Source organism: Dictyobacter arantiisoli (assembly GCF_008326305.1).
GTDB lineage: Bacteria > Chloroflexota > Ktedonobacteria > Ktedonobacterales > Ktedonobacteraceae > Dictyobacter > Dictyobacter arantiisoli.
On the sequence record NZ_BIXY01000024.1, the window covers coordinates 18,272 to 31,311 of the forward strand.

10 protein-coding genes are annotated in these 13,040 nt (G+C 51.1%); 3 read left to right on the top strand and 7 right to left on the bottom strand.

Annotated elements, in window-relative coordinates:
* Positions 1-14 precede the first annotated feature (14 nt).
* From F1593_RS10035 to F1593_RS10045, 3 genes are all read right to left on the bottom strand, one after another.
* Entirely contained in the window at positions 15-1,028 is a 1,014-nt protein-coding gene (locus F1593_RS10035; protein ID WP_149401423.1) for a hypothetical protein, read from the bottom strand.
* 261 nt (positions 1,029-1,289) lie between these two features.
* Complete coding sequence (locus F1593_RS10040; RefSeq protein WP_172632017.1) at positions 1,290-2,072, bottom strand: L,D-transpeptidase; 783 nt, start codon at positions 2,070-2,072, stop codon at positions 1,290-1,292.
* Positions 2,073-2,284: 212 nt separating this feature from the next.
* Positions 2,285-3,130, bottom strand: a complete 846-nt coding sequence (locus F1593_RS10045; RefSeq protein ID WP_149401425.1) for an MBL fold metallo-hydrolase — start codon at positions 3,128-3,130, stop codon at positions 2,285-2,287.
* Positions 3,131-3,386: 256 nt separating this feature from the next.
* Here F1593_RS10045 and F1593_RS10050 point away from each other — a divergent pair, with 256 nt between their 5' ends.
* From F1593_RS10050 to F1593_RS10060, 3 genes are all read left to right on the top strand, one after another.
* On the top strand, positions 3,387-3,662 hold the full coding sequence (locus F1593_RS10050; RefSeq protein ID WP_149401465.1) for a GIY-YIG nuclease family protein: 276 nt from the start codon (positions 3,387-3,389) through the stop codon (positions 3,660-3,662).
* Positions 3,663-3,922: 260 nt separating this feature from the next.
* Positions 3,923-5,854, top strand: coding sequence for a serine/threonine-protein kinase (locus tag F1593_RS10055; RefSeq protein ID WP_149401426.1), 1,932 nt, complete (start codon positions 3,923-3,925; stop codon positions 5,852-5,854).
* Between the two features lie 111 nt (positions 5,855-5,965).
* Entirely contained in the window at positions 5,966-7,186 is a 1,221-nt protein-coding gene (locus F1593_RS10060) for a threonine synthase (protein WP_149401427.1), read from the top strand.
* A gap of 4 nt (positions 7,187-7,190) precedes the next feature.
* Here F1593_RS10060 and F1593_RS10065 read toward each other — a convergent pair whose 3' ends face one another.
* The 4 genes from F1593_RS10065 to F1593_RS10080 form a co-directional block, all read right to left on the bottom strand.
* Positions 7,191-8,402 carry a sensor histidine kinase gene (locus F1593_RS10065; RefSeq protein WP_172632018.1) on the bottom strand — a complete coding sequence of 404 codons (1,212 nt, stop codon included), beginning with the start codon at positions 8,400-8,402 and terminating at the stop codon, positions 7,191-7,193.
* Positions 8,403-8,864: 462 nt separating this feature from the next.
* The gene (locus tag F1593_RS10070; protein WP_172632019.1) at positions 8,865-9,899 is read right to left on the bottom strand and encodes an alpha/beta fold hydrolase; all 1,035 of its coding nucleotides are present in this window, start codon (positions 9,897-9,899) and stop codon (positions 8,865-8,867) included.
* A gap of 363 nt (positions 9,900-10,262) precedes the next feature.
* Positions 10,263-11,222 carry a carbohydrate kinase family protein gene (locus F1593_RS10075; protein ID WP_149401430.1) on the bottom strand — a complete coding sequence of 320 codons (960 nt, stop codon included), beginning with the start codon at positions 11,220-11,222 and terminating at the stop codon, positions 10,263-10,265.
* Between the two features lie 147 nt (positions 11,223-11,369).
* Positions 11,370-12,836, bottom strand: coding sequence for a hypothetical protein (locus tag F1593_RS10080; protein WP_149401431.1), 1,467 nt, complete (start codon positions 12,834-12,836; stop codon positions 11,370-11,372).
* Positions 12,837-13,040: the final 204 nt, after the last annotated feature.

Genomic DNA, 13,040 nt, shown 5'->3' on the forward strand with positions numbered 1-13,040 from the left:
CCTTTCGTTGGATGCTAACAGGCGTAGGCGGCGAGATTGATTTGATGGTTCACAATCCCTGACCAGGCGATAATGATTTTGTCGTGATAGCTGAGCAGGGCCGGAGCCTGATCACTGGTGTCATTGAAGATAATGTGCTGGCCGGGATGGTTAAAGTCGGGCGTTTCAGCGGGACAGAGCAGGAGGTTGAGGGTTGGATTCCAGTCGTTGGAGCCGCTCCAGGCGAGGATAACCTGTCCTCGATGGATTGCCAGGGCCGGGGTTGTATGGCTGCTTTGCCCCCTGATGGTAGTTTTGGTGGAGCTCTCAAAAGAAATACTGTTATCAGTAGCACACATAAGATTGAGAAGGCGCTCCTGACTAATCCATGTCATAAAGAGGTGTTCATTATATACTGCGAGTCCTGGCCCTGGATGATAACTCTTGATGACGCGACCGGGCCGAGGGGAATTGAGTGTTCTCGCTCTTTCTATAGATGAATAGCTGCTTTCCGGGGAGGTATATTTCGTGCTGCTGTCAAAGCTGTGTCCGCCATCCAGGGAACGCATCAGGTTGAGATGTTGGTCCTGTCCCGTCCAGGCTACCACGAGCTGTTGATTGCAAACTGCCAGGATCGGGCCTGCATAGTTCTCGCTTCGCATGGCAGAGAAGGCGGCGAAGAATACTGAATAGGTGGTCTCATGGGAGATATATTTCGTGAGTTTATGAAAGATGGTTCCATCACTATTTGTATGCATCAGGCAGATATGTCCATTGATATCGATCCAGGAAAGAAAGAGTTGATGTTGGTAGACAGCCAGCGTGGGTCGATTATAGCTTCGCTCAGGTAGGATCATTTTTGAGTGTGTATCGAAAGTTTTTCCACCATCTCTGGAGGCCATCAGATTGAGATGGTGATCCCGCCCGGTCCAGGCCATGTAAATCTGATCTTGATAGTTTGCCAGGGCCACACCGCCCAGACAGGTTTCAGTGGAGCTATATTTGTACTGAAACGCCTGCCCTATACTGGCCGCATAGTGCTTCGCCATACTATTTTTATCCTTCTCTATAGTCCTGATTACTTTGGACGTGATAGACAGTGAAAGATGTTCTAAAGGTAGTATAGCACAGGATTCCAGCTAGAAAGAGTCAACGTCTCTTTCTAGCTGGAATCCTGTTTGCCGTACAAGGCGGGGATTTTAAGTTGAGGTTGGAGGCAGGCCGGGCCTGCCTCCAACCTCAACGAGAAGAAGAGCATCTGTCAGCCAGTGAGCAGCAAGATCCCGCTGGTACTGGGCGTCTGATACATTCTAATAAGAAAGTTGTACGGTTGTGCCAATATCTGCCCAGTTATAGAGCCAGGACATGGTACTGTAGGGGACATTGACACAGCCATGTGAGCCGGATTCCGTGCCATAGCCGGCGACATAATGGGGCGTGTTGGAGCCAGGGCCATAGACATTGCGCCAGAGCGAGTCATGAATAAAGTAGCCGGGATTTAAAAACTCCAGGGCGAAGTTGATATACGTTGGTGCAAAGTAGTTGGGCGACCCAGGAGGCCACATCGAAACAAAGGTCGTAGGACTGGCTTTATTGAAGATATGAAACGTGCCGATAGGTGTATCCAGTCCGGGACGTCCCGTTGTAATCGGCGTATTGGCAATCTGTGCACCATCCTGATACACATACATCCATTGATTTGTGATATTGATGAGAATGAATTTCACCGCATCAGTTGGTAGCGCATCGGGAGGGATGGTGAGATCCTGTTGTTGTTGTTGTGCTTGATTCTCAGATGTGGCCGGCGTAGCTGTCGCGACCGGCGTGCGTTGGTTTTTCCCCAGCCTGCTATCCTCTATCGCCTGCTTGATCATCTGCATATGTCCGCTCGTGTTATCAGCAACACGAGCGAGCATCCTTTGTGATTGCCGGGGGGCCTGTGTCCTGGATTGGGCTATGGAATGATATGGCTGTAAAAGCGCCGCTGGTGCAGCTTGATGTTGCAAACTGATACTACCTACACCACTCACCGCTGCCATGAGCATCAAAATGAGTACACTCCACATAAAAAGTGTTTTCACCCGTTGTCGCATAGGCATCCTCTTATGTTGAGAAACACATACATAATAACTTTTAAGGATACCTATCGACTTCAACTATAAATGCTGAATCCTCCTTCATTGATTGCGAACAAATCCCCATAGAAGCATCCTTCACGAGCAATAAAACTAAAATAAGGATAATCATGTTCCATCATTTGTGATTTTCCCCTGCATTCTTTTTATTTGCCCGTGGAGGATGGTTTCTATTTATTGTAGATCAGGCGGCGGCCGTGGGTGGGGATATAACAGGTCAGTTCGGGATGATGGCCTACGATGTAGTCGACAAAGAAGCCGGGACGACCGACATTGGTGGAAAATGCCTCGTAGTGCGCAGGGATAACAGCCATGATGTTGGCGGCGGCGGCCAGGTCAGCGGCTTCGCGTTCATCCATATTGCCGATCAGACTCTGTTGTTCCCGGAAGTAGCTACGGCCATTGATGGGCAACAAGCCCAGGTCAATCTGGAAGCCGCGCAATCTCTCGCTCAAGCCATCAAAGACCAGCGTATCGCCCGCGTGATAAATGCGCACGCCATTGAGCTCAACAACATAGCCCAGATAGCGATACAGACCGTTACTGATCTCTTTGCCAAAACTATACTCCACGGGTGGAAAGCTCAATCCATGCCAGGCAGGCACTGGATAGATGGTGGCTGCGCCAATCTTTATCTCTTCATCGGGCTGCACGCCTTGCAAGCTTTCAGGATCGACGCCTGCTCGTAATAGCTGATCCAGGATCGGGCGTGGGGCCAGAATACGCGGCTTTGTGGGTTGCTTTGCTAATACTTCAAGCGTCGGAATATCTAAATGATCGATATGCTCATGCGTATAAAGTATCAGATCAACCGGGGGACATTCTGCGGCTGTGAAGGGGGGCGGCACAGCCCGATTTTCCATCTCACGTAGAAAAGGATCGATCAGGATCGTCATTCCATCCGCACGGAGTACAAATCCTGCCTGACCCAACCACCAGAGCGCGACCGCTCCCCGCGGTAATGCGGATGTCGTTTGAATTTCTTGTACCGTATTTGTAGGATGCTTCAGCTCCATTGGTAAGTATCTCCTTGAAATAAAGATAGAGTGAAACCATTCGTTGGTTATATGGGAGTAGGTAGAGACGGCATAGATACAGCCGACTGCATTTTATCACGCCTGCATCTGTGACCGTTCTCTCCAGAAGTTGCCTATTTTATAGAGGTACTTTTTTGAGATGGTTGTCAGGTAGGCATATCAATAGTGCCATTGTTATATACTTTCAATGTAAGTTGTTATTGCTAGATATAAATGATTGAAGGAGTATGTTATTCTGTCTACCACTCACTATGTCTATATTGTGCGTTGCAGCGATACTACTTTTTATACGGGCTACACTACCGACGTGACGCGCCGCCTGGCTATGCACAATGCTGGCAAAGGAGCGCGCTATACTCGCGCCCGTCTGCCGGTCGTCCTTATGCACTCCTGGACTTTTCCTACCAAAAGCGAGGCGCTACGCGTTGAATATGCTGTGAAGCAATGGACGCGTGCCCAGAAACTCCGCCTGCTCGCCGCCCCTGAACTTATCCAGCAGCTATCATGGTAGCGCAAGGATAGTGATCTTGAGGTTTTGCATGTCAGATTTACATTCTTCGCGTAGATGGCGTAGAATAGTAGTAGAAGCAGACGGTATAGGGTCTACATCCTTTCGAGTGAAAGCGGGGTGCAGGGGCAGCAGTCCCAGACGGAGCGCGAGGTGTCCTCGCCCCTTCCCTCTTCCACCACCCGGAAGGACGGAGAGCCACGGTATAGCGATGGAACAAAAGCAATGAGCTAAAAATAATGGTATGGGAGCTGTAAAGCAATATGCAGGGAAATACTGATAATCTGATTGGTCGTACCCTTGGCACATGCACGTTGCAAAAGTTGATCGGTCGCGGTGGTATGGGGGCCGTGTATCTGGCACAGCAGGAGCGGCCTTCCCGCAAGGTAGCGGTCAAAATTTTGCGCTCGGATCTGGGCAATCTCGATCAGGTGGAGACACAGGAGTTTCTGGCACGTTTTCGACGTGAAGCCAATGTGATCGCCCGTCTTGAGCATATGAATATTATGCCCCTCTATGAATATGGTGAAGAGGATGGCCTGGCTTATCTGGTGATGCCCTATCTGTCTGGAGGTAGCCTGAGTGCGTTGTTGCAGAGCGAAGGACCTTTGCCCTTACCTCAAGTGATGACTTATATGGATCAGGCGGCGTCCGCGCTGGATTATGCGCATGCGCAGGGCGTCATCCATCGGGATTTGAAGCCAGCTAACTTTTTGTTGCATGCTGATGGCCGCTTGATCCTGACGGATTTTGGAATTGCACGCTTGATTGAAGATACTACACCCGGTATGACCCTGACACAGACTGGTATGCTGCTAGGCACGCCTGATTATATGGCTCCTGAGATGGCGAGCGGCGATCCCGTGGATTATCGTGTTGATATTTATGAATTAGGCGTGGTACTTTTTACCCTCTTGAGTGGTCATGTTCCTTTTAGTGGGGCGCCTCTGACTGTACTCACCAAACATTTGAGTGAACCTCTGCCAGCGCTCCATGCATTGCAAGCGGAGATCCCTGCTGCCGTGGATGCTGTGATTCAGAAAGCTACCGCCAAGCAGCGCGAGATGCGCTATAGTTCTGTCCATGACATGAGCCAGGCCCTGGCCCTGCATGCAGCTCTTACTGCTCCGCGTGATCAACCACCATTGGTACTGCCCGCCTATCAGCAAGAAACAGTACGTGTCCTCCCTCCATCACCACCGCCTCAGCCGCAAGTTTATGCCACGCCAATCCAGAATAATGCCGCGCCCCCGCGCTATCCGACCGCTCCCTCAAACACCGAAACACCTTACTATCCTTATGCCACCCGTGGCCCCATACAGCCGCCCACCAGGAACGAGCCGCGCAGAAGCCCTACAGGCTGGATTATCTTGAGCGGCTTGCTGGTGATTTTGTTGCTTTTTGGTGGTGTTTTTGCTGCCATCAGATTTGAAGGCAATCATTCACAAACAACCGGGGGCCCTTCAACCACTCCATCCGCCACTGCCAATCAGACACCAGCAACCGCTACTCCAGTCAGTACGCCAACGGCAACGGCAACCGCGAAAGCAACCGCAACGGCAACGGCAACCGCGGCTGCTACTCCCTCGGTCACGGCTACAACTGCACCAGCTACTCCTCTCCAAACGGGAACTTTACTCTATCAGGCGACCGCTCCTGGTCCTACCTGCGATACGGGAAGCGCTACGTGGCATACTTATAATACTGTCAGTATTACCTGCCTGACCAACAAAACCCAACTGACCAGCACCGCGCAAAGTCTGGTCTTGCAGGGCCTCTTTCTCACCGCGCTGCCTGATGGAAAAGACTATCCCAGCGATTATGTGCTTGAGGCAGAGTTGCAGCAGAGTTCTGGTTCAACCGGTAAATTTGGGCTGTATTTTCGTAATCAACCAGGTAGCAATCAAAAAGGGACGTATACCTTACTCATCCAACCCGATGGGACCTGGATCGTTTCGGTGTATACTAATGATACAGGTGCCGAGAAGGAGCTTACCAAAGGGACGCTTTCCGATATGCAAGCTACTCTCAAGCTGGCTGTCGTCGTCAAGGGTGGGCAATTTAGCTTTTATGCAAATGGAAAGGCATTTGGCTCCGTGAGCGATACCACTTATGCCAGTGGAACCGCAGGGATTGTGGTTGATCAGGGAGCCAGTATCCTTGCTCGTAACTTTGCACTCTACGCAACGGCCTGAAGTCAGTCCTTGCATCAAACTCTACCTATACTCGTCAATTGGAGAGCAGAAGTGTCTTCATAGAATGCATGTTGATGTTTCTGCATCTCTTTATACTGGAAATCAGGAACTATGACTGTACCTTTTAGTTTTCTTCATCATCTCGCTTGCCCGCGCTGTCAGACAGTATATGATGCTGATACGCAGGCACATCTCTGCCAGTGTGGATCGCCGTTGCTGGTCCACTATGATCTGGAGGCTGCGGGCAAGCAAATGTCAAAAGAGCAGTTGCGGCAACGCGAGCCATCGCTCTGGCGTTATCATGAGTTATTGCCTGTACGTTCGCCCGAACATGTTGTCACCCTGGGTGAAGGGATGACTCCCTTGCTACCATTGCCCCGTATTGGGGCCAGGATGGATCTGCCACAGCTTTATGTCAAGGATGAAGGTACTATCCCTACGGGATCATTTAAGGCGCGTGGAGCTGCTGTGGGTGTCTCGCGGGCGAAAGAGCTGGGCGTCAAGACGCTGGCAATGCCAACCAATGGGAATGCTGGCGGGGCTTGGGCCACATATTCTGCTCGTGCAGGCCTGGCTGCATATATCGTGATGCCAGAGGCGGCTCCCTTGATTACCCGGAACGAATGTGCGATCAGTGGTGCGCATCTCTTCCTGGTCAATGGCCTGATCAGCGATGCCGGTGCGATTGTCGGTCGTGCAGTCAAGCAGTATCAATGGTATGATGCTTCGACCTTGAAAGAGCCTTATCGTATCGAGGGCAAAAAGACGATGGGCTATGAGATTGCTGAACAGTTTGGCTGGCAGGTGCCCGATGTGATTCTCTATCCCACCGGCGGTGGCGTGGGCATTATTGGTATCTATAAAGCGCTGCGCGAGTTGCAGCAACTGGGCTGGATTGGTGAGCATTTGCCACGTCTGGTTGCGGTGCAGGCCGAAGAATGTGCACCAATTGTGAAGGCCTGGCAGGAAGGGAAGGATGTGTCCGAGCCCTGGGCGAATTCGCACACGATTGCCTTTGGCATCAATGTCCCGAAAGCCCTGGGAGACTTCCTTGTCCTGGATGCTATCCGTCAGACCAACGGTTGCGCGCTGTCCATCAGCGATACTGATCTCCTGGCGGCCCAGGCCGATCTGGCGCGTGAGGAAGGACTTTTTGTCTGCCCGGAAGGGGCCGCGACTCTGGTTGCCGCACGTCAGCTTCGTCAATCCGGTTGGATCAAGGCTACTGAACGTGTGGTATTATTGAACACTGGCAGCGGTATCAAATATCCCAATACTGTTCAGGTCTCGGTTCCCGTGCTCCAGCCGCAGGAAGAACTACCCATCTCCTGATCAGCTATCCTTTATTGAGATCCAGTGGCAGGCTGAACCAGAAGGTTGAGCCTGCACCGGGCTGGCTGGTGACACCGAGCTGTCCCTGATGATCCCTGATAATAGCCTTGCAGATATACAGTCCCAGCCCCAGATTAACATGTGAGACACCATCCTGTGCTACCGGCATGATATCTTTAGCGCGATAGAAGCGCTCCCAGATATTTTTCTGTTCCTCTTCATTTAATCCCGGACCCTCATCCTGTACCGCGACGCATGCTGACTCGCCTTCTCTGTACAGGGATACATGAATTGGTTTCTCTAAAGGAGCATATTTCAAGGCATTGCTCAGATAATTGTTCAATACCTGTCCAATCCGATCCGCATCCGCTCGGATGATTGCTTTCTCCTGTATATCCACCTCAAGCTTAATGCAGCGCTGTGGATTGGTCAGGCGGGCGCTCTGGACCGTATCTTGCACGATCTCTGTGAGATTGCAGATTTTCATGGTATAGCTGACACGATTGGTATGAATACGGGAGGCGTCGAGCAGATCATTGATGAGGCGGTGTTGGATCATCGTCTGTTTCTGAGCCTGCTCGAGGCTTCTATAGACTCTCTGTATGATCTGGCGGTCTGGATGCTCCTCATCTAGCAGGGCTGGAAGGTTTTTGAGTTTCCGTTTTGCCAGTTGAATATGCCCCTGCGTGCCAGTGAGCGGCGTTTTTAACTCATGGCTGATCACACTTAAATAGTTTTCAAGCTGCTGATGTGCTTCGCAGATCGTTTTTTCACGCTGAGCTGCCAGACGGAGCGCCTTTTCACGCTGGGCGAACAGGGCCGCGATCAGCAACGCGAAGCCAGCAAACGTGATGAATTGCAGCGTGACATCGAGACTATGCGCCGCGAAGAGCGAGGAGAGGTCAGAAATAAAGAAAGCATCAATCACAATTAACCCCAGGCAAAGCATGAGCAGCGCGGGCAAAAATCCCCAGAGATAGGCGACCAGTGCGATTTGTATCACTAATTGTCCACCAGGCAGAATGATATTGATTGCCATATGCTGCTCAGCCAGGACTAGCAGCACATTCAAAATAGTCAGAAGGATACAGGCAATATACCCAACCCAGGGGCGTCGCAAGAACGTGTACAGCCGTTGGCATTGTGGAAACTGTTCTGGTCTGAGACAGACTTCCTTTGCTTGCCAATTTTGTTGATAGACGCTCTTATTGTACATAAAGATCTCCCGCCGTGTCATGATACTCGTTGATAACCAAAGATAAAAATGGAGGACTGTGCTGTGGCCGTTGGCTGCCGGTTTATTAGCGACTATTGAATCAGATCTCTGGAGCAAACTCTTACGAGTGCATAATACGCGGCAATGCGCAAATCATCTATGAGGCACTGATGGTTCGTTGTCCGTTGTATTGTTTTATTTATGTGTACGACATTATTGTATTTTGCCTATAGATGAGTGTCAACTTACAATGTCCTCACGATTAGAGGCCAGAAGGCGCTTGAGCGTAGTCGCGCACAGATTCTTGATCACATATCATCATAGTACTATCTGGCACTATTGGCGGACCCTCCTCTCACACATAGAATGCCCATCCTTTACGGTGAGGCCCCCTGAATCGTACGAGGGAGAGAGCTCAGCCGCGAGGTGTACTGTCCCCCCGACACAGATGGAGGGGGAATGTTAGCTATGGAGGGGTTCACGTTCAGGTTGCAGGAAAAATTTCTGTATGATGGGGATGAGTATTTTGGCTTGCAAAAAGAAGGTGGCATGATTGCCTTTGAGCATAGGAACTAGCCTGCCGCGTGCCACTTTCGCGAGTAGCAATTCAGCGTCACTAAAAGGCACATCCTCGTCATGAGTGCCATGTACTATCAAGGTCGGGGCCACAATCTGCTCCAGAGGATACTCCTCCATGGCCGCGAAATGCTTTTGGTCGTTCTCATAGCCTGCCTTGCGTAGATGATAGATAGTTCCTGAACAGAGCATTCCCGCCATGATATGTCCAAAGGGCAAGAGACGGATTAGCGGCAGAATACAATAGAGGAAGAGATCAGACACTAATAAATATTCGGTGAGGCGAGCGAGGTGCTGTTGCCAGAATGGCTGTGCTTGCAGGGTTTCTTGTGGGCAATAGCGTCGCACAATCGCGCCAATCATCACCAGATGGCTACAGCGTTCGGGATAGCGTAAGGCAAACTGGAGTGCTGAAGGGCCGCCGCCCGAAAAACCAATCATACCTGCCTGTTCGATTCCCAATGCATCCAGCAAGGCCGCATAGAGATCCGCCTGTTCCTCAGGAGAGGCACCTGAAGTCAGGGGCGTACGCAAATAGCCGGGACGTGAAGGCGAGATCAGCATACATTTGCTGGTATCGAAAAATTGGGAAAACGCGCATCCCTGATCATACCCGCCGGGAGTACCATGTGCATACAGGATAGCTGGCCCCTGGCCCACAACCTGATACTCAACCAGGCCAACCGCTGTTTCAATTATCCTGCCATCCTGCTCGATACGCTGTTGCTCTCCACGCTGCCAGACACGGAATGACTGCCTGGTTCCCAGAAATGCGCTTGTCAGCAATGTCAGACTACCGGACAAGCAGAACAGACGCCAGATTTTAGGCAGAATATCTGCTACGCTCATCTGCTTTACCGTATCAGTGGATGACTGTATTTGCGGAGCCTTTGCAGTGGGCACAAAAAAACGTTTGGGCACAGTTATCAGGTCCTTTGTTGTTTTGTTATAGAAGTTCATTAGAGGGCTGATCATCCTGCCATTATCCCTACATGGCACATGCAGGTAGCAAAACTGCATAAAATGAGATCAGGCATTGAGAATACTGTACCAGAGCCTTTTCTGATTGGCAATAATCTTCGTCTTGTATAGCCCGGTTGGGCGGGTAGCATATTTGTTTTCGCACCTGCGGTGCTCAAACAGATTTTTATTATGTGATGTAGAAAAGGTTCTTCGAACCTTTTCTACATCACATAATAAAAAGGGCGCAGGCGCGTGCGCGCCTGCCAGCCAGGGAGCAGCAAGATCCCGCTGGTATTGGGAGGCTGGCACTCTCTGAGAGCTTCAGGATTGGGTGTTCAGGAAGTGGATAAGTTCGTCGCGTGTCGGTGGATTGGCTCCTGTACGGGTACAATTGATGGCGGCAGCGGCGGCTGCGAAGCGTAAGATAGAGGTTAACTCGTCCTGCTGTAGTTCTGTCAGGGCATCATGGGTCACAAGATTACGATCCGCCAACTGCGTTAATAAGCCAGCGCAAAATGTATCACCCGCGCCAACCGTATCCTTGACCGGGACCGCGAAACCAGGGACGTGAAACAGCTCGCCACCTTGCTTGATTGCTGAAGACCCCTGTGCTCCTCTGGTAACGACTACCAGGGCAGGGCCCTGTTGCAGCAAGGACTGCAGCGCGTCCTCTAGCGAACGATTGGGGAGTAGCCAGGAGAGATCCTCATCGCTCAATTTCAAGACATCGGTCAATGAGATCAAATGCTGGAGTAGCGCACGATAGGCCGGTTCATCCTTGACCAGTGGCGGGCGGAGATTAGGATCGAGCGATAGCAAGGCCTTGCCTTTGAGTTGCTCAAACGTGGCGCGAATCGTGGCTGGAGTCGAGCCGCGTAAGAGGCTAATACAGCCGATATGCAGGATGCGTGTCTCTTCAAATAAAGCGGCAGGCACATCAGCGGGTGTCAGCAATGCATCAGCCGTCCCCTCGCCATAGAAGGTAAAGGCTGGATGGCCGTTTTCCGTTGCCACAAAGGCCAGCGTACTCAAGCCTTCAACCGTCGTCAAATAGCGTGTATCAATCTTATTTTGCTCTATATAGGAGCGTAGAAAGTGTCCGAAATAATCATCGGCCATCTTGCAAGCAAAGGCTGAAGCCTGGCCCAATCGCGCCACACCGACCGCCACATTTAAATGCGAGCCAGCGGGAAACATCTGGAAGCCAGGAATCCCAGCATTCTCAGGCAACGGCAAAAAATCAATCAAGCACTCGCCCATACAAGTAATAAAAGTACGCACCTTCACCAATCCTTTTCTGTTCTATGCTTCCAGATGAGGCCAGAGCCAGCTTGAACCATCCTGTAAGGTCCCATTACTTCCACTACTATATCGCATCGCGAAGAGATCGCCAACCTTGCACAGGTCAGAGCGTGGGTATGTCAGTGTTTATGACGTAGCGAGTTCCTGAATGATATGGATAAGTTCGCGTTGGGCGTGGGCAACATCGCCAGCAAAAATTACTCCTAATGGATTTTTTGGCATGCGGCAAATGATCCTGGTGCCATGATATTTCAATTTCTCATCTGCTTCGGCGATGCGATCACGCAGGCGGCGTGGATCAACTGTCGCGGGTAATTCATATTTGTCGAAGGCCTGTAGTTCTCTTTGAATGGTTGCTCGCATGGTATTAATCGTGGGTATTTCTCGGTTGGCACCCAGTATGCTCATAATGGCATCGGTATAATTGGTCCAGCGGGGATTGCATTCGGCGATATAGAGCGTGGCTTTTTGACCGCGTTGCTTCAGTAACTCCTCTTCCAGTGGGCCAGGTAGCATGATATCGATATTGGCGAGACCACACAGGCTGTTGAATTCAACCTGGCACTTGCGAGCGGTCAGGCGGAGCAGTTGTTCAAAGCAGGCAATGGTCTGATCCTCATATTCCTGCCGTAGTTGCGCGATCAGCGCGTTTTGGGGCTGATAGGTGGTGGTACCGACGCAGGCTTTACTGCCCTCTTTTTGGATCTGCCCATTCCAGCGTAAAGACGCGATTTGTCCCTGCATGATTACCATTGACATGCCCGGCGAATCGGCGAACTCAATATAGCGGCTCAGCACGATACGTGTCTCTTTGCTGATATCCATCGTTGCCAGGAGGTGTTGTTGGGCAGCCGCCAGGGCGGCAGGCCACCTCATATAGTCACTCGTCAGGCTGACATCCCCGTTGGGGACGAGGGTGATGACGGCTCCACGTTGATAGAGCAAGCAGCAACCGTAATTGCCATCGGACTCGGCGGCGCGCAGCATGATGCCCAGTGGATACTGTGTCAGGTTGGTCTCTCTGTATAGTTCTGCGATTTCTTTTAAAAAGTCGCTTGCTTGTTGGATAAGATTTGTGATCGGGGCAATACGATAATCAGGCGCCTGAAAGTCTGGTAGAGCATAATCATCGAGCAGGCAATAAAAGTCGGCTTTGTTCTTGAGAATGGATACCATCTGGCCGGGCAGTCCCCAGCTTTCCGCAGGTAGCATCTGCTGCAGCCAGCTCTCATCTTCGGGTACATTGATGTAGGGAACGATCAGCGCGGCCTGCTCTAGTGACAGGTCCTGTTGATCTCGGATGAGTTCCTCGATTGTCGCGGCCTGCATCTGCTTGCCGAAGAGCTGGCTCTGATAGGCGATCTGCTCCTGAGCAGCGGGTGTATGTTCTGTTACCAGCAGCCGTACATGGTCACATTGCCAGGGAATATGCCCACAGCGTTCGCCGTAATGCGCCTTGATCTTCAGGATTATCTCTGGATTGGAGGCACGCAAGACGCCGCTGCCAATATTGTGAAAGGCGATGCCAAGCTGTCGCGGCAAGGCTGTAGCGAATAACGACGTATCGTTGATCTGTACGCTCAACTGTTCCATATGTGCTCATCCCCTACACTCGGCAAAAATCCCTTGTTGGTAGAGACAATAAATATGCTTATCGTACAATATCCAGATTTTTGATGTCCAGCCCAGCCCGCCCGTGTCTATCATTTCTTCCTGTGCATTATGGCATTACATGTGTAGATAGTTCAAGAGAGGTGAGAAAGAAGTCCCTCGCTTAATGTAACCTCACGGTGAAGA

Excerpts from the sequence above, each read along its gene's own strand:
- F1593_RS10035 (WP_149401423.1), bottom strand. The coding sequence starts at position 1,028 with ATGGCGAAGCACTATGCGGCCAGTATAGGGCAGGCGTTTCAGTACAAA.
- F1593_RS10040 (WP_172632017.1), bottom strand. The coding sequence starts at position 2,072 with ATGCGACAACGGGTGAAAACACTTTTTATGTGGAGTGTACTCATTTTG.
- F1593_RS10045 (WP_149401425.1), bottom strand. The coding sequence starts at position 3,130 with ATGGAGCTGAAGCATCCTACAAATACGGTACAAGAAATTCAAACGACA.
- F1593_RS10055 (WP_149401426.1), top strand. The coding sequence starts at position 3,923 with ATGCAGGGAAATACTGATAATCTGATTGGTCGTACCCTTGGCACATGC.
- F1593_RS10060 (WP_149401427.1), top strand. The coding sequence starts at position 5,966 with ATGACTGTACCTTTTAGTTTTCTTCATCATCTCGCTTGCCCGCGCTGT.
- F1593_RS10065 (WP_172632018.1), bottom strand. The coding sequence starts at position 8,402 with ATGTACAATAAGAGCGTCTATCAACAAAATTGGCAAGCAAAGGAAGTC.
- F1593_RS10080 (WP_149401431.1), bottom strand. The coding sequence starts at position 12,836 with ATGGAACAGTTGAGCGTACAGATCAACGATACGTCGTTATTCGCTACA.